Consider the following 17,307-nt stretch of genomic DNA (forward strand, 5'->3'; position numbering starts at 1 on the left):
AAGGCCGCCATTTTTCCCTTTACATTCGCCTGATGGTTGAATGACTCTTCAGGCAAGGGAGGAGCGGATGGGACACATCAGGCTTGGCACTTTGCCTCGGTCCAGGAAGTGGCGCGAGGTCGTTGATCTGATCGCAACCAATGCGCCGGTCGAACAGATCGCCGAGGCCGCAGCGGATGCATCCGACAAAGATCTTAAACGGGCGAGTCGTGACCCTCGGTTTCAATTTGTAAGTGATCTTCTGGTGCGGTTGCCTTTGCTTGCGAGGGCCCCTGGCTTCGAAGACGCTTTGGTCGATCTCGGAATCGACAGATCAGAGCTTAACTCTGTGACAGGACTGCTTGCAGGATTGGAACGCGTTGTTGATCGCAACAGTTTTGATCTCCGAGGTTCCTCAGATGCAGGCGAATTGGCGAAGGCCGCGCTCTTGGAAAGCCTTTCCGTTCAGCTGCACGACCGGTTGCCATCGCTGTTTGAACCGACACCGCAAGAAATTCGCCAAGCACTCGCGAGTTTCGCCGTGGGTGATGCATTTGCGAGACTCGCGCGGGATTTCTTTGCCCGGCTGACATACCGCTCTCTAGACTACTATCTGAGCCGGGAACTCGCCAATCACACTGGCGAGGATCGACGCTTTTCAACCGATGCACAGCGAGTGGCATTTCAACAAGCCCTGGCCCAGCACACATTTGAAGTGTCTAGAATCGTCGAAGAATATGCGGGCGGCTGGTATGGCAAAACCGTCTGGCAGAAGCAGGCGCTTGATCGCGATGCAATAGACAAGTTCACAGCTTACGCGTTCAAAAAGATGCGCTCGGAATTTGGGCGCCGTCGCGCCGTTGCCTGAAGTTGAAGTCAGATGGTTGCCGCCCCTGACAAAAAGCGGCGGTGATGAAGTCCTGCGTCTCGACATTGCTGGCCGCGAAGTCGCAATGACGCTACGGATTGGACAATTGAACCGTCAATTGGTCGAGGGATTGCAGGATCGTGCGCTCGATTTGCTGGAGATTGCCGCGCTTGTCTATTGCGCGGACGCGGCAGTCAGCCGTGGTGGTTTGGCAGATCAGAAGATGGGTGAGAAGTGGCACAGACGGTTCGTAGCCACCATGCCGGTACGCGATCTGGATTTCTGGCAACGTGAGAGCGTAATACAGGCTCTGGAAGAAACGTTGATGTTTCTATCCGGCGATCGCTTTGAATTTTCTTTTTCGATCAAAGACGAACCGGATGCAGAGCGATCGCGCTTCTTCAAATTCGGTCGAAATAGTTCATGGAAGCCCCACCGTGTCTTGATGTTTTCCGGCGGGCTCGATTCCTTTGCGGGCGCTGTGGAAGAAATCGTGGAACAGAAGCATCGGGTTGCTTTGGTCAGTCATGCCTCGTCCACGAAAATAGCGCCGGTCCAGAAACGGCTGATCTCAGCGTTGAGCAAACGGTACGGACCGGAAAAGTGCCGTCACATTCCCATGAGCGCCCAGTTGAAGGGTCGATCGACTGCGGAAAGAACGCGTCGCACGCGCTCATTCTTGTTCGCGGTACTTGGGTCGATCACTGCAAAGGCCTTCGGACTGGACCGCTTGTCGTTCCATGAAAACGGCGTTGTGAGCCTCAACCTGCCGCCGGTTGGCAGTGTCATTGGAACGCGAGCGACGAGAACGACCCATCCTAAGGCACTCAACCTGTTGACCGGTTTTCTGCAGCTTGTTTTCGAGAACGATATGCGCGTCGACAATCCCTACTTCGCGCGCACTAAAGCTGAAGTCGTGGAGCGCATCTCCCAACTTGGGATGGCAGATCAAATTGTCGAGACGCGCAGTTGCGCGGATGTGCATAATCAAACCAATCAATACTTCCATTGCGGTCGCTGTTCGCAGTGTATCGATCGGCGTTTTGCGATGCTCTCAATAGGGCTTGAACGTTTTGACCCTGAAGATGCGTATCGCGTGGACTTGATGTCGGACGCTCGACCGAACGGCATCGACCGGGAGATGGCGTTGTCCTATGTGCGCAATGCAGTGTTGTTTGAAAACGCCACGCCAGATGCACTGATCCGAAATTTCCCCGTTGTGTTGGATGCGGTCAATTACCTCGACAATCCGCCAGACACAGCCATGGTGATGATCGCAGATTTGCTGAACCGCCATGGAAAGGCGGTCACATCGGTGATGCGTCAAACTCTTGAAAGCAAGTCACCCGGTGAGTTCCCTGAACAGAGTTTGCCAAGACTATATGGTGCGATGCAGAGCGCCTTGACCTTGCCGTTCGTACCTGCGGCCTCAGTTGATAAAAACGAGAAACAGCAACTTCCGCTGTCCATAGAAATCGACAAAGCCTCCCGTTTGGTTGTGATCGGCGAACATGTTGAGCTTAAGAAAAATGCCACAGCTGACCTGTTAGTGGTCTTGGCTGAAGAGTGGCTCCGTTCTGCTGGTGAAGGTCTCGAACCCATGGACCATCACTGCGTGAAATCTGGCGAACTCGTTGAAAAATTAGGCGTTGAATCCGACGAAGCCGTTAGACGGAGAATTCAGACTGCTCGCAGAACGCTTGCAGGGAGATTGGAGTCCGCTGGCCTGTCAGTTGATAAGCCCCAAGAGCTGATTGAAAATCTCCCTTGGCATGGATACCGGCTTGCTCCCGAGCGCGTGGTCGTTCGGGTGCGTCACCGGAGCTGATCATTCATCAATAACCGCGTCCTCGTCTGGCAACGGTCCACGGCGGCGAAACCGCCCCATCAGTTCGACCTGACGGCCAGGTGAAACAGAACCATAGGAGCTGAACGTCGTCATCACGTCGTCGTGTCCCATGTTCTGCGACCAGGCTTTATAGTCCTCTGGTGTCCTGCAGTGAAGTTTTGCCAGCTCTGCGATCGTATCTCGCACGCGGTGCGGCGAAAACGGTGGCAGCCCAGCGTTGATGAAGGCTTTCTTGAAGATTCCGGCCGCTGATGACGGGCCTGCCCACGGCTCACGCGCGATCCCCATGGTCTCAAAGCGCCGAGACGGGCCAACAGCAACGCGCGTTTTTGGAAATAAAGCATCTGTGTCTGAGAAGAGATGGTCCTTACGAAGCTCTCCGATCCATTCTCGCATAATTTGTTCGACGTTATCACCGAAGGGAAAAAAGCTGGCCGTGAAGGACTTTCCAAACTTCGTATCCACGGAACGTCCGTCAAACTGCACGCATCTGTTCGCAAGGTCGACGTGTCGCAGTTGCACTGTGATGGCCGCACCTTCGCGCGATCCGGTCAGGAACAAGAAGGCAATCAGGGCGCGATCACGGCGCTGGATTACGGTTTCCACCGGCATTGAAGACAAAAGGTGGTCCACCTGTTCGGGAGACGGATGCGGCTTCCAAAGAGTGCTACGACGGGCCTGTTCCGATTTGCGGTCCGGCGTGAGATAGGCGATGTCTGAGCGTGAGATCTTTGACTTGTACCCCGGTTGGTCCGCCATCCAGTCAAAGAGCTTCATTACATCGCGCAACACACCGTTTATCGTGGCAGCCGACAATGGGGCGCCCGTGCGTTCGTTGCGCAAACTTTGCAGATGGCGTTTGAACGCGCGCGCCCTTTCTGAATGAAACGCCCTATAGTCCTTGCCTTTGAGCCATCTGTCATAGATGGCAATCGACGCTGCAGCTTTGTCGATCGAAGATTGCGACAGCCCCTTTGCGTCCTTCAGCCAGACAAGGTGTTTGCGCTTGATGCGCAGGTTATCCGAGGTGTGTTTTGGCATGGGTCTCGGGCTCCTCTTTCAAGGTCACTTTTGAATGAGTTTCGGTACAGGACACTAATCTTGGGGAGGCTTGTTGAAGTGTGACCTCCAGTTTGGCCTGAATGGCTTCCAGATCTGAACGGCGAATGATCTTGTTCATGACCGCACCACACGTGGGACAGAGGGCTGTTAGGCGGCCGCTGGAAGCTGTTTCCTGAACATAGTCAGCGATCTTGCCGTCGGGTTCGCGCGGACCTCTGCAGCTGAGGCAGTAGCAGTGATGCAATGCCAACTTGCACCGCGCCTTGCGTTGTCTTTGTCCGAGGAAGTCCTTGAGCACATGTCCTTCGATCAACCAAGGCTTGCTGCTGGTATCAGCCGCAAGTCCGTTGTTCCCAATCCAGCGAATGACGGTCTGGCGATGACAGCCCAAAACGTCCGCCACCTCCCAGACTGTGTAGACAAGGTGCGATTTGACTTTGTGTGAGGGGAAGGACTTTGCCACTACACACCCTCCCCGGAAATCGGTCCGCATGTATTCTGGCAGACCTGCGCCTCCTCAAAGGCTTCGATCACGCCTTCATCGTATAAAACGCGCGCGCCGATCTTCAAAAACCTGGGCCCCTTTCCGAGCCAGCGCCACTGCTCCAGCGTCCGCGGCGACATGTGCCACCGCTCCGCCAGCTGATCTTGTGTCAACTTGGGCATATCAACCTCAATTGCTCACTGCGGCACGAGGAAGTTCGGTCCGCTTCTGTTGAACAAAGTGAGGGATCGGATCTCTAAAATCTGTGGCCGCCGCCAATAAAGGCGTGACACATGCCAGGGCTAAATCATTGATATTATGTGACTTTAATCAGAAAGGTGTGACCCATCCGCAAAATGCGTAACCTTGCCACCCAAATCGCAGGGAGTCAGCGGCTGCAAACGACCCGAAAGCTGACGTTAATCAAAAATGCTTGGAAGACGGCTTCGAGCCCATAGTGACCGATGCTGCGCGATCAACCGACGGCGGCTATGCGCAGAACGCGGACTTTGCAAATTTATGACAACTGCCCAAAAGAAATTACCTTACACCCACACGATCTGAGCTTTAACAGTTCGCTGAGTTAGTTGAGAATATCGGCCGTTTCGCTCTGTGTCAGTGACCTTTTGATTGTTTTGCGACTGAGCCTTCTGCCATGAAGTGAGGCGCCTAAAATTTATTTGACATGCAGACATTATGTTTCATGCTTTCCTTAGTCTTTTCTGCGGGTTGGGAGTGCGAATGATGAAGTGGATGATGATAACAGTCGGTTTGTTGACCTCTTTCGCCACAAACTCTGTAGCCCAAACCGCTGATACCGTCTTATTGAATGGCAACATCTACACTATGGATGCGTCACGACCCGAGGCTGAAGCAATTGCTATTTCGGGAAAGCAAATCTTCTACGTTGGTTCCGATGATGGGGTCCAATCCCTGATCGGAGAAGAAACAACGGTCATCGATCTTCAAGGACAAACGGTGCTGCCGGGCTTTGTCAGCGGCCACGAACACCTTGTCGCATCCGGGTGGACGCAATTGGGTGTCCAATTGGGCTCTGGTCAATCCAAACAGGATTATCTCAAGTTAATTAAAGAGTATGCGGACGCCAATCCCGACGAAGAGTTTATCCGTGGCATTGGATGGAATGCGACTCTGATGGGCGGTGAGTTCACGGCTGCCGATTTGGATGCAATTGTTCCTGACAGACCCGTGTTCCTGCAAGACTACACCATTCATGATGCGTGGATGAACACCAAGGCAATGGAAATGGGAGGCGTGAACAAAGACACCCCCGACCCCGTTCCCGGCTTGATCTATTTTGTAAGAGATGACGAGGGTAATCCAACGGGCTACGCGAAAGAATTTGCGTGGATGGGAGCCTATGTGGAATCTGGTGCATGGCAGCCGGATACGATGATCCCAGAGAGCCAAACACAGCTTTATGATTTAGCCGCGAAATTTGGCTACACCACCTACATTAACCAAGGCCTAGTGACACCGAACATCAAGTCTCAGGCTAAACACAAAGATGACACTAAAAAGGCATTGGAAATCCTGCAAGCACAAGCTGACGACGGTACACTCAAGCTTCGTACGTTGATGATGACCCTTGTCAAAGGTGACGATTTCAATGCCGACGATGCGGTGGCCAATACTTTGGAACTGAAGTCTTCATTCGACAACGATGAAGTTCGCGTGCTTGGAATTAAGATACACCCGGAAGGGGTTCACACAAGCCATGCATCGGTCATGCTCGAGCCTTGGCTGGACCTGCCTGAAAAAACGGCAGTGCGAGGTGTATCGGCTGCCCTTACAGATGAAGTCGTCCTCAAAGCAAATGCTGCCGGACTTGACGTCTCGGTGCATGTAGATGGCTCAAAAACCGTTCGCGAAACCGTTGACACTTTTGTCAACGCTAAGAACGCCGGATACACCGAAGCCCGCAATTCGCTTCAACACTTAGCTTTTGCGCATCCTGATGATATTGATCGCATCATTCAGCACAATATCCTGTCTAATATCACCCCGATTTGGGGCACGACTTGGAGCGGTGGGCTTGACGGTGCCTTGGAAATCATGGGCCTTGAAAGGACTGTTTCCGAATTTCAACGCATCCGTACTTTGATGGACGCGGGCGCGCCGGTCAGTATCGGTGCAGACGTTCCCAGTACCGATCCTAACCTCATGGGCGTATTAACGCTATGCGAAGCAGCCGTTACGCGGCGCGATCCGACTAACCCGGACGATGATCGTATCTTCCCGCCGGTATATCAGGCTCTCACGCTAGACCAATGTATATACGCCGCGACGCTTGGTGGTGCATATGAAGCGAGGATGGAGGACAAGATCGGAAGCTTGGAGTTTGGTAAGTACGCTGACCTGGTTATTCTGGAAGATGACCTTTTCTCGGTGCTTCCTTCTGACATTGCGGATGTGAAGATCATCGCCACCATGAAAGGCGGAGTATTCACACACAAAGATGGTCTTTGAAACGCGGGAATGAACGTGCCTTTATAAAGTGGGCCAGTGCGATGAACTAGGCTGCAACGCTACTAAAATAGGAAACTTTAGAGCTCTGAAATGACAAGCAACTTGATCGCTCTGGTAGTTTTTGTTTTCGCGTTCGCGGATGTGAATGCTGCTCAGGCGGAGGTTGCCCAAGGTTCGCCAGAACTTGCCGCCCAAACGTCTCCTTCAGGGGCGAAGCGTTTTGACATGTCTCGGCGCGCGCATGATTTTACTTATGCTTCAAACTCCACTGCGCTGGATGGATTTATTCAGAAACAAGTAGCGGATAGCTGGCTTGACTTGAAGCCAAACCTGAAGTCTCTGGAAGCTCCGTTTGAATCCTTGCCGGATCCGTTGTTGAACGCAATGAGAACGCAAGTTCGTTGGCGAACGTCCGGAACCGCTACGCGCTCTGATCCTGATTTTATCAGAGAATATTACGCAGCCACTGGTGTTCTGGCGGCGAATGAAGTCGACGTTGAAAAGCTGATGCATGAGCGTCGAAAGATCATTGCGCAAAACAGCTCAATCGGGCGCGGTCCAAACTTAGAAAAGCTGGGTACGGCAATCAAGCTGCCTGGATACATAGTACCGCTTACACTCAGTGGACGAGTTGTCACTGAGTTCCTGTTTGTCCCGGTTGCTGGATCTTGCGTTCACACACCTGCGCAGCCGCCCAACCAGATCATTCATGTTGATTACCCCGGTGGCGTTGAATTCAAGTCGATTTTCGAGGCATTTTGGATCGAAGGGGAACTGTTAGCTGAAAGCAGGGTTAGCGACGTTGTATTCTACGACGGCCAGTCGAACGTGGAATCCACTTACAAACTAAACGCGAATTTAGTTGAAGTGTTTACGCCCTGATTTTGAGACCCTCATTAGTCCATAGCTTTCGGCAACCTCCAAGCATGGACGCTAACGTTAGTGCGCGGTTGCACTAGATTTCCCCTTTAGATTGGATCACCGCTATGTTTGAGAAGCGGAGGACTGTTCACGACGAACAAGATAGCCGCTTTTTTCACAATTCAGCCTTTGCAAAGCACATTAATGAAGGTCTGCTATGGGCTGCCTGCGGCCCTTCGGAGAAAAAACGCGGATGGCCGCAAAGTCCGCAAGGCAGACGTTGGCGCCTTGTAGGGTTGGGTCTGCTATCCAATCCTAAGCGGACATCCGACAAAAATGCTCAGATGTCCGCACCGAGCCCGAAGCAGCCTTAGCCGCGCAGGGCACCAACGTCGGCTTCTTCGTCTGCCTCGTTGGCAAAACACGGATTTGGCGGTCCCGGCATCCCGGAACCGCACACGAGTTGACAGACCGTTTAGCGAGGCAGGTCGACAAGCCGCTCCCGGCTGGAGCCCGCTGTGCGCGTCGGCCTAAACGCCGCGAGCAGAAGGGCCGCGATGATGATCTCAAATGCCAGAGCGCCGATCACGCTGCCTGACGGCATGCCATCCATGACGATGCCCACGATGCGCCCGACGGGGAAGGCGAGGAAGACCGTAAGCGCGACAGCAAGCGCAATTGGTGCCATGGCCTCGCGGAAGACGCCTGCCAGCATAAGCGACCCAAATACCGCCAGTCCTGCGCCGGGTGCGCGAAGCTCGTTCAGTAGGTTGGGGTCCTGTCCAAGCGTAATGCCGTAGCCGGCATAGAAGGCATGAGGCGCCAGAGTGATCAAGGTGCCGATAGCCAGTGCCGTGAGGCCACTGATCCCAAGAGCGATCTTCTGAAAACGTGTAAGTTGCATGTTTCTTGTTCTTTTTGGCTTGAGTTCGTTAGGCCGCTTTGGCCCATTTGCCCGCTGCTGCCGCGGCTTGTGCGAATTCGGTGAAGTCGCGGGGCGCGCGACCGATGGCGCGCATCACGCCGTCGCCGATCTTGGCATTCCGACCGTCGAAGGTTTCGCGCGAGATGCTTGTGACGATATCGGCGAAAACGGTTCCGCTCGTCGCCTCAAGCTCGGCATGGAAATCCTCGAAAGAGATCGGCAGATAATCGACACGCCGCCCAAACGCACCGGACAGTATGTCGGCGACCTCAGCGAAGCTCAGCAACCTTGGACCGGTGCATTCATAAGTCTGGCCAGAATGGCCAGCTTCCGTCAGAGCCTCGACTATGACATCAGAAAGGTCATCGATATCGATGACAGGCTCCTCAAGATCACCGCCCGGCATTGGGAGGACACCGTCCATCACAGGTTCCCAGAGAGACCCTTCGGAGAAGTTCTGCGCAAACCAGGCAGAGCGGACGATGGTGTAGTCCAGGTCTGATTTGGCGATCACCTCTTCGCCAAGTTGCGCATGATGCTCGCCACGACCGGTCAGAATGACCAGTCGTTCAATACCGCAAGACGCAGCGACACCGTTAAAACGCGTTAGGTTCTCTATGGCGCCCGGGAATGCGTAGTCTGGATGATAGTTGACGTAGACTGCTCCCATGCCGCGCAGGGCCTTCTCCCATGTGGCTGGATCGTCCCAGTCAAAGGGCACAGGAGCCTTTCGCGAGCCTGAGCGGGCATCATGCCCCGCGGCTTTGAGCCGAGCCAGGACGCGAGACCCGGTCTTTCCGGTCGCGCCTGTGATGAGGATTGGTTTGGATGTCATGTGTGGTCTCCCTTGGTTGACGTGATGTCCAAGGGATAGCCGTCGCTGGGCGCCACCGTATTTGCATCGGACGCCAGTGTTTGGGCTCAAGACGCCAACGCCAATTCGACGGTTTGAGTTTAGGCTTAAGCGCCGCGCCGATAGTTTGCTGGCGTTTCTCCGCGCCAGCGTTTGAAGGCCCGAGTGAACGTGCTCTGATCAGAGAATCCGGTCAAAAAGGCGATTTCTGCTAAAGCATAGTCCGTGCGCCGCAGCAGTTGCTCGGATAGTGATTTTCGCGCGTCTAGCACCAAGTCTTGGTAGGCCAGACCATCTGCGGACAGACGGCGCTGCAAAGTCCGGGTGCTCATACCCAAACGCTCCGCCACCTCCGCAAGCGTTGGCACACCTTCACTGAGCGCCTCACGGATCTGATCCAAAATGCGCCGCTCAAGCTCGGACGTGTCATTGATCTGGCTAAGCTGGGTGTCGAGATGTGTCTCAAAAAACTTGGACATGCCATCGTCAGACAATCGGTTTGCCTGGCTTGCTGCTGCCGTAGTGACTTCAAGTGCGTCGCGCTCAGCATTGAAATGAATTGGACAACGAAAGTGCTCTTGATACACGCCGTCATCCTCGGGACGGTCCGCCAAAAGATGAACGGCGACTGGAGAGAACTCATCGCTGCCGACTTCCCGGCTGAGAGACAGCGCGGCGGCTAGAGCCAGTTCATTGGTCATCCTGAGGCCAGGACGCCGGTCCCGTCCTTGAATGACTTCCATAAAGACCGAGGTCACCGACCGTTCTACGCGGAAATTGGCAATCGAGGTCACGACCTTCCCATAGCGTTCAACACGGGCGTAGGAGCCGAGAAGATTAGGGGCAGATTTGAACGCAAACCCAAAAGCGCCGTAGTCATCACAACGCATTGATGCACCCATGTATATCGGAACAGATCGACCGCGATCATCGAGTTCAGCGATGCGTTCTAGCAGCCCAAAGAAGTCGCCGTCTGAGATCATTGCACCGGGATCAACCGGAGCCGAAGGGTCTAGGTCGACGCTTTAGGAAAGTGCCGTGCGCACATCCAGATCGACGCTTTCAAGAGCGACTGCAGCATCCAGAGCTTTGTGTACGAAGACCGTCGAAATCCATCCCATTCGGCAAGGATAGCTGAAGGAGCCCAAGCTGCAAATTGGCAACCTGTGCGCAAACTCTGGATGAGGCTGAGGGTCATTCGGGAAAGCAGACGTTGCAGAATTTACCAGAAACGGCTGGTTTGTCCGCAGAGCGGTCTTTCGCTGCAACTTGCTTGAACTTCTACTTTGCGGACAAAGCGGCCACATGGGCCGCTCAACAATTCAAATGACATGCGCGGTCGTCTATTACAAAGTGCGGGTTGAGGAGTGCGTCATGTCCGATGTTTTCGACCGTATTGCAGACTGGTTGCAAAAGCTGGCCTTTTTCGACGGCGATGTTGGTGGCCTGGTTGAGCATCTCAGTCACAGGCTGATCGACGGCGGTGTGCCAGTCGCGCGGGTTTCGCTGGGCCGTCTCATGATGCATCCCGTCATCGGACTGGTCGATGCAACTTGGGATGCATCAACGGACCGCATAGACTGGACCGTCATGCCACGGAGTTCAGTGACCGATGACCTTTTTGACAAGGCGCCGTTTGGCGAAAACACCAAGCTGACCGCCAAAATAGCCTCCAAGTTCTTTCAAAGTGATATCTGGGATCTGGCCGACGGGCTGGTCGGCGAGATGGAAATGATGCCGGTGCTGCGTGCCAATCTGACCGATCCGTCAACCCGCGACAAATATCCGATTTACCAGAAGCTGGCTGCATCGGGCATCACCGATTACCTGGTCTTTTCCGTTCCGTTTGGCAAACGGAGCATTACCTTCGAAAGCGGCACGCAGTGGGTACTGGGCGCTTCAGTGTCCTTCGCGACAAAAAGGCGCTCCGGCTTTACACAGCGGGAAATCGACGGCCTCACGCGACTGTCGATACCACTGTTTGGCACCGTCCACGTCTTCACGGAGCAGTTCCTGGCGGCTGAACTGATGGAGGCCTACCTGGGCAGGATTTCAGGCCGATCCGTCTTGAACGGCCAAATATCGCGTGGCGATGTCCGCGAGATCGATTGTGCACTTCTGTCCAGCGACATGCACGGCTCTACGGCCCTGAGCCAACGCCTGTCACCGGGTGACTACGTGGCCGCGGTCAACCGGTACTTTGACTGTGTCGCGGGTGCGGTACACGACCATGGTGGCGAAGTGCTGAAGTTCGTCGGTGATGGATTGCTCGCGATTTTCCCGTTTGATGGTCATCGGCGGCTGCCGGAGGGCATGTGCGAGGCAGCCCTGTCGGCGGCACGGGAAGCGTTTCAAAGGCGCGAGGAAATCGAGCCACAGAATCGAACGGATTTTGGAATCGGCCTGCACATGGGCGCGGCGATCTACGGCAACGTGGGAACTGAAAGCAGGCTGGACTTCACGGTGACCGGGACTTCCGTCGCAATGGTCAGCAGGTTGGAGGGGCTGACCCGGTCCCTTGATGCACCCCTTCTTGCAACGAGCGAGTTTGCCGAACTTGTCACCGAAACGCCCAGCACGTTGGGATCACACACCTTGCGCGGTTTCGACGACGGCGTGGAAGTCTTCTCATTCGAACCCTTGGTTTGACAGCCCACCGCTCCGGTAATTGATGCAGAGTTACCAGGCGGCTGATGTCCTCTTAGGGCTCGAAGCGGAAGATTAACGGGAGATTCCGAAAGTCTGCTTGGGAGCGGCGAGCGGACGATCCCGCCCGCCTAAAAGGTTAAAGATCGATGCGTTCGGCAATACTAAGCGCGTCTTCAAGCTCGACGCCAAGGTAACGCACCGTACTGTCCACTTTGCTGTGACCGAGCAGAAGTTGAACGGCACGTAGGTTTCCGGTCTTTCTGTATATCAAAGCCGCTTTGGTGCGCCTAAGCGAATGCGTGCCGTAGCTGGACGGATCGAGACCAATCGCTGACACCCATTCCCGGACAAGCCTAGCGTATTGCCGGGTCGAAAGATGCGGCAAAGCATGCATACGACTTGGAAACAGATACCGTTGTCCATGCATATATTGAGAAGAAACCCATTGCGACACGACTTCACGTGTATTCTCCGTCACTTCAAATTGCACCGGCTTCGCAGTTTTACGTTGAACAACGGATACCCGATCGCGAACAGAATTGCCGACGGCGAGATCGTTAACCCTCAGGCGGACGAGATCGCACCCGCGCAACTTGCTATCGATGGCAAGATTGAACAATGCTAGGTCTCTCAGCTTGTTTGCAAGTTCGAGCCGAGCGCGAATGGCCCAGACTTGCTTTGACTGCAATGGCCGCTTCTGTCCGACTAGTCTGCCTTTGTTCCAAGGCGGACGACGCGTTGTGACAACGGGAAGTAGAGATTTGGACATCTTATATCTCCGTCCATTCCCTTCCGTCCCAAACATCGACACTGTGCCGACAGCTGTAGTCTGATTGCCGCTCGCGTGTCTTCAGCACAGGAAATTCTCAGGTTTCAGGAACTGCCACCGCTGATCTTCTTACCCATCACATCCGCTGCCTGCCGCAACGGGTCATCTGCGAGATGCGCGTAGCGTTGCGTGGTAGACGGGTTCGTGTGTCCAAGCAATCGACCAACTATAGGCAGACTCAGACCGCTGGAAACGAGATGCGACGCATGCGTATGCCGATTGTCGTGGATACGGTAGTCTTGAAGGCCTGCTGATGTGGTGACCGAGCTCCAAAATTTCTTCAGATCTTTGTACGGTTGGTCCGGAGAGCGTCCCGGAAACAACCAGCGACTCTCAGGAGAATCCCCTGCGCTCATTGCCGCAAGCAAATCACAGGTTGCTGACGATATTGGCAGGTGCTCTCGTCGCTTTTGCTTTGTGTGGTGCGACGGCTTTGTCCAGACCGCTCGATCCAAATCGAAGTCTTCCCATTTTGCCGTCAGGACCTCGCCGATCCGTGCACCTGTCAGGAGTTGCAGTCGGATAGCGTTGGCTGCAACCTGATTTGGATGCTCTGACAGAGCCACCAACAGCCTTTGCAGCTCATCGTCAGATAACCAGCGGTCCCGCTTTTCCTCGGGAAACTTTTCTATGCCGCGCGCCGGATTGTCAGAACGCTGACCCCAGCGCACAGACAGTTCAAACATTTTCGACATGAGGGCCAGAGTGCGATTGGCTTGATATGGAGTATCACGCATTTGATTATGAAGCTTCTGAACATGCTGATGCGTCACTTCAATGACTTTAAGGTTACCAAGCTTGGGGAGAATGTATCGGTCCAGCATTGACCGATCATTCCGAACACTACCGGGACGTTTCTTTGGCTCCGCATGTGCGGTCATGTATTGCTCGGCAAGTAAGTTCACCGTTGGTGAATGCCTGAGCGTTTGAGCGTCCGCGACAGGGTCTCCGCCACGCACCACGTCAGCAAGAATCGCGCGTGCCATTTCGCGGGCGGCGCCCAATGACAAGGTCGGCCCATATCGCCCAAGTGTCTTGCGTTTCGACCGTCCGGTTTGTTTGTTGCGATATTGAACTACGAAGCTTTTGACACCGGTTGTTTTCACGCGGAGTCCAAAACCCGGCAGACCGTCATCCCAATAGATCGTGTCCCGGTTTGTTGCTGAAAGGCGATCGACACTTGATTTTGTTAATCTGACGTTGGGCATATTGGTCTCGGACGGATTGGGTAAGCACAAGGTAAGCAAAGTGCGGAGGGTTGGGAAGGGTCTTTAAGAAACCTCTGCACGCTAAAACTTCTGTTATTTAAGAGAATATACTGTTCAATCGAATTGGCTATAATGCTATCGAAAATGAGATAATAAGACTTTTAATCAGTGGGTCGCAGGTTCGAATCCTGCACGGCTCACCACTTTTTTCTATAATATCAACTGTCTACGCGACCTCGCGCAAACCGCCCTAGTCAACTATCTATTCGCCGGAAGCAATACGGAAACGCTGCAACTCGGAGAAAATAGTTGCAGGAGGGATACATTCACAACTGCGAACGCCATACCGTTATCCCAACTTTAGGCGAGAGGTCAGATTTTGTCTCAGTTACCGGCGCGCTTCCGATGATCGTCGGTGGCCTCAATTGATTTTGGGCCGGGGTTAATCAAAGTGACACTGTGAGTATGACGATGGCGGTTTTGGAGACTTTACTAAGTAACGCTGAGGGCTGGTGTAAACACAGCAATTTAGAGGTGACAGGAGTTGTCATTCAGCAATCTCTACCCGATAAGCGTGACTCAGCCATCAAAAATTCTCCTAGGCTCCCCGGATGACAATAAGATAAAATTACCGCGCAGATATTGACGGTTTGAGAGCAGTCGCCGCGATTCCCATAGTCCTTTTTCATATGGGCGTCAGCGTGCTATCTGGCGGTTTTGTTGGCGTAGACATCTTCTTTGTTATCAGTGGCTTTTTGATTACATCAATACTGCTTCGCGACATTCAAAAAGGCCGTTTCGCGTTCTCAGAATTCTACATGAGACGATTGCGCCGCCTCGGGCCCGCACTGTTTGTCACACTATTTTTGTCACTGTGCGTGGGTGCTTTTGTGCTTTCTCCGGCTCACGCGCAGGAACAGGGGCGCTCCGCGTTGGCCGCGTTGTTTTCTGTTTCCAATGTGTTTTTTTGGTGGAACGCAGGGTATTTCGATACCGACGCGATTTACAAACCTCTTCTGCATACGTGGTCACTTGGCGTGGAAGAGCAATTTTATTTTGTATGGCCTCTTATCCTATTGTTCGCTTGGAAACTGGGACGCATTGGCCTCACAATGGTATTGCTTTTGCTATCCGTTCTGAGTTTGGCAGCGGCAGAGTTTTTCCTGCAAGACTCACCGGACGCGGTCTTTTATTTGCCACCATTTCGAGTGTTTGAGTTTGGAGTTGGTGCAGGATTAGGGCTTTTTGAGATCCGATATGATAGGCGGGTACTGTTTCGCTCACTTGCCTCTGTGGTAGGCGCAGCCCTGATCATCTTTGCCGTTGTTTCTTACGATGCTGAAACTCGGTTTCCGGGAGCTTCTGCGCTCGTACCATGCCTTGGCGCCGGAATTCTGATTTGGGCAGGACCTCATGCATGGATAAATCGACTTTTGACAAGCGGAATTTGCGTTTGGATCGGTCGGATTAGCTATTCCCTTTACCTCGTTCACTGGCCGGTTGTTGTTTTCTACTTCTCTCTGGCTGGCTTTCCCGACAGCTTGGCCGAGATAGTCCTTCTAACTCTCGTTACTTTGGCGTTGGCACAGCTGATGTACATTTGTGTTGAACAACCTTTTCGCCGTCAAAGGGTCAAGTTTGGAGAACCCCAGAATAAAGTCAGTAGCCGGAAGCTGTTAACCTCATCGACCTTTGCTGGCTGTTCGTTAGTTTTCCTAATTGGAGCAACTGAACTCTCTGAAGGTTTTGTCACGCGATTGTCGCCGGAAATTCTAGTGCTGGCTGAGAGAGTAGCAGCTGGCAAGGATGATCGGGGCGACGTTACGCACAGTAGCAATTGTTTTTCTAGATCCATGACCTTGCAGAATTACGAAGTTCAATCGGAGCATTGTAATCCTGACAATTTGGAAGACGTGGTAGTGGTTTTTGGGGACAGTCACGCGTCAGACGTTTGGATGGGGCTCGAACGGAATTTTCCAAATCGTGATATTTTGTTGTTTTGGGATGCTGGTTGTGCCTACAGCAAAGAACGCGAAAAGACCCATCGTTGCTATGCCTTCTACCAAATTGTTGAGGACTGGTTGAACAAAAACAAAGCTAAAGTCGACTTCGCCATATACTCCCAGCGCGGGGCGGCGCTCTTAAAGGGCAAACCTGAGGAGGGATATGATGCGCTGAGACTGCGGGAGGGGAACGTTGAAAGGCTTCGAAAAAAACTTGAGGCTTTAACTCAAGAGGGGTTGGAGATCGTTCTGTGGGGGCCGCGCCCGGAATTTCACCCACCATTGGACGTAGTGGCAGGAACAAGCCGGTCAATAGAACAAATTGATCGGGTTTACTCGGAGCTTGACATGGCGCCTTTCAAACGGGTTGACGAGCGCCTTAAGCACGAGTTTTCCCTTTCTCCTGTACAGTACATTTCCAGCCACGACGCAATATGTGACGGAGATTGCGTTTTTCTTCGTTCAGACGGCTACCCCATCATTTACGATTACGGCCATTGGACACCGCCCGGCAGCGACGAGGTTCTTCGCTTGATGGTAACTAAGTTTGCCAATTTGCAGCAGATATTAACCACTGAATAGACTTTGGCCTCGGGTCGGTGGCGCGGAAGCACCTTTCAAGTTCGGGGCCGACTATGATTTGGTCTGATAACAACTTACCCGTGCGCACTTTCTTCCGAATTCGTCTTCGCCTGGCGCGAGGTTTGATCATGAGCATGGCTCAACTAAGTCGCAAGTGCGTTGCTCTGAACATAGTCGCCGCCAGAACCCCTCCTAAAGGGCCGCATCTCTCCATAGGAGCAAAGTGGCAACAACCTGCATCCTAGCGATGTGTTCAGCAAAATAACGCTTGGGGGCGCGGTTCTCTCAAAGGGGCATAAGTTCCAATGCTTAGCCTCAATTCACCCCCACTCGGGGGTAGAAGAGGGTCGCCACATTCTGATTTCGTCATGATTGCTGCGCGGCAAATCTCTTTGTCATCATTTCTTCCCCCGGGTCAATTGTAGGGGTTCGTTGCGCAGCAGCCAGAGAATACCGGTGTCGTCAGGTGAGACCTGCTATTTGCAGTAATCCGTAACGTGCCTTTTGTTTGCTCTTCTATCGAACGGTGAAAGCAGGTTTGTTTCGGGCAATATTCAATCATCCTCAATCTTGGCTTTTTTAAAAATCCCCGCGGGTCTCAAACAAACCAAGGGGAGCGGAAGCTCAACCCATTGGGGTATTGATTTTTCAGCCAATCGCAGAGA

General features: G+C 53.4%; 14 protein-coding genes and 1 pseudogene. 6 read left to right on the forward strand and 9 right to left on the reverse strand.

Going from position 1 to position 17,307, the window contains the following annotated elements:
* The first annotated feature begins 67 nt into the window (after positions 1-67).
* Both ACR0LN_RS10665 and ACR0LN_RS10670 read left to right on the forward strand, forming a co-directional pair.
* On the forward strand, positions 68-847 hold the full coding sequence (locus ACR0LN_RS10665) for a hypothetical protein (RefSeq protein WP_170644466.1): 780 nt from the start codon (positions 68-70) through the stop codon (positions 845-847).
* Entirely contained in the window at positions 822-2,675 is a 1,854-nt protein-coding gene (locus ACR0LN_RS10670; protein ID WP_480429650.1) for a 7-cyano-7-deazaguanine synthase, read from the forward strand. The genes ACR0LN_RS10665 and ACR0LN_RS10670 overlap by 26 nt, the downstream gene beginning before the upstream one ends.
* Here ACR0LN_RS10670 and ACR0LN_RS10675 read toward each other — a convergent pair whose 3' ends face one another.
* The 3 genes from ACR0LN_RS10675 to ACR0LN_RS10685 are packed head-to-tail and all read right to left on the reverse strand — an operon-like array spanning position 2,676 to position 4,424.
* The gene (locus ACR0LN_RS10675; RefSeq protein ID WP_170528624.1) at positions 2,676-3,737 is read right to left on the reverse strand and encodes a tyrosine-type recombinase/integrase; all 1,062 of its coding nucleotides are present in this window, start codon (positions 3,735-3,737) and stop codon (positions 2,676-2,678) included.
* Complete coding sequence (locus tag ACR0LN_RS10680) at positions 3,715-4,221, reverse strand: helix-turn-helix domain-containing protein (RefSeq protein ID WP_480429652.1); 507 nt, start codon at positions 4,219-4,221, stop codon at positions 3,715-3,717. The genes ACR0LN_RS10675 and ACR0LN_RS10680 overlap by 23 nt, the downstream gene beginning before the upstream one ends.
* Entirely contained in the window at positions 4,221-4,424 is a 204-nt protein-coding gene (locus tag ACR0LN_RS10685) for a helix-turn-helix domain-containing protein (protein ID WP_058272705.1), read from the reverse strand. Before ACR0LN_RS10685 ends, ACR0LN_RS10680 begins: the two co-directional genes overlap by 1 nt.
* Before the next feature lie 559 nt (positions 4,425-4,983).
* Between ACR0LN_RS10685 and ACR0LN_RS10690 the strand changes: the two genes are divergently transcribed.
* On the forward strand, positions 4,984-6,732 hold the full coding sequence (locus ACR0LN_RS10690) for an amidohydrolase (protein ID WP_480429654.1): 1,749 nt from the start codon (positions 4,984-4,986) through the stop codon (positions 6,730-6,732).
* Positions 6,733-6,822: 90 nt separating this feature from the next.
* Complete coding sequence (locus tag ACR0LN_RS10695) at positions 6,823-7,614, forward strand: DUF3299 domain-containing protein (RefSeq protein ID WP_480429655.1); 792 nt, start codon at positions 6,823-6,825, stop codon at positions 7,612-7,614.
* Positions 7,615-8,068: 454 nt separating this feature from the next.
* On the opposite strand, the gene ACR0LN_RS10700 is transcribed toward ACR0LN_RS10695, so the two are convergent.
* The 4 genes and pseudogenes from ACR0LN_RS10700 to ACR0LN_RS10715 form a co-directional block, all read right to left on the reverse strand.
* A complete protein-coding gene (locus ACR0LN_RS10700; RefSeq protein WP_480429656.1) occupies positions 8,069-8,497 on the reverse strand; it encodes a DUF4345 domain-containing protein in 429 nt (142 codons plus the stop codon).
* 28 nt (positions 8,498-8,525) lie between these two features.
* Complete coding sequence (locus ACR0LN_RS10705) at positions 8,526-9,353, reverse strand: NAD(P)H-binding protein (RefSeq protein ID WP_480429657.1); 828 nt, start codon at positions 9,351-9,353, stop codon at positions 8,526-8,528.
* 125 nt (positions 9,354-9,478) lie between these two features.
* Positions 9,479-9,850 (reverse strand): helix-turn-helix transcriptional regulator, encoded by a 372-nt coding sequence (locus tag ACR0LN_RS10710; protein ID WP_480429691.1) that lies wholly within the window; start codon positions 9,848-9,850, stop codon positions 9,479-9,481.
* 39 nt (positions 9,851-9,889) lie between these two features.
* A pseudogene (locus ACR0LN_RS10715) lies at positions 9,890-10,381 on the reverse strand (AraC family transcriptional regulator ligand-binding domain-containing protein); the annotation flags it as partial.
* A gap of 364 nt (positions 10,382-10,745) precedes the next feature.
* On the opposite strand from ACR0LN_RS10715, the gene ACR0LN_RS10720 reads away from it, so the two are divergent.
* The gene (locus ACR0LN_RS10720; RefSeq protein ID WP_480429658.1) at positions 10,746-12,020 is read left to right on the forward strand and encodes an adenylate/guanylate cyclase domain-containing protein; all 1,275 of its coding nucleotides are present in this window, start codon (positions 10,746-10,748) and stop codon (positions 12,018-12,020) included.
* A 136-nt stretch (positions 12,021-12,156) separates the two neighbouring features.
* Here the strand turns inward: ACR0LN_RS10720 and ACR0LN_RS10725 are convergent, their stop codons facing one another.
* Both ACR0LN_RS10725 and ACR0LN_RS10730 read right to left on the reverse strand, forming a co-directional pair.
* Positions 12,157-12,789, reverse strand: a complete 633-nt coding sequence (locus tag ACR0LN_RS10725; protein ID WP_170493045.1) for a tyrosine-type recombinase/integrase — start codon at positions 12,787-12,789, stop codon at positions 12,157-12,159.
* A gap of 104 nt (positions 12,790-12,893) precedes the next feature.
* Positions 12,894-14,057: a tyrosine-type recombinase/integrase gene (locus ACR0LN_RS10730; RefSeq protein ID WP_170528646.1), complete on the reverse strand. Its 1,164-nt coding sequence runs from the start codon at positions 14,055-14,057 to the stop codon at positions 12,894-12,896.
* Between the two features lie 641 nt (positions 14,058-14,698).
* Between ACR0LN_RS10730 and ACR0LN_RS10735 the strand changes: the two genes are divergently transcribed.
* Positions 14,699-16,642, forward strand: coding sequence for an acyltransferase family protein (locus ACR0LN_RS10735; RefSeq protein WP_480429692.1), 1,944 nt, complete (start codon positions 14,699-14,701; stop codon positions 16,640-16,642).
* The last annotated feature ends 665 nt before the right edge of the window (positions 16,643-17,307 follow it).

Source organism: Ruegeria sp. AA6 (assembly GCF_056542865.1).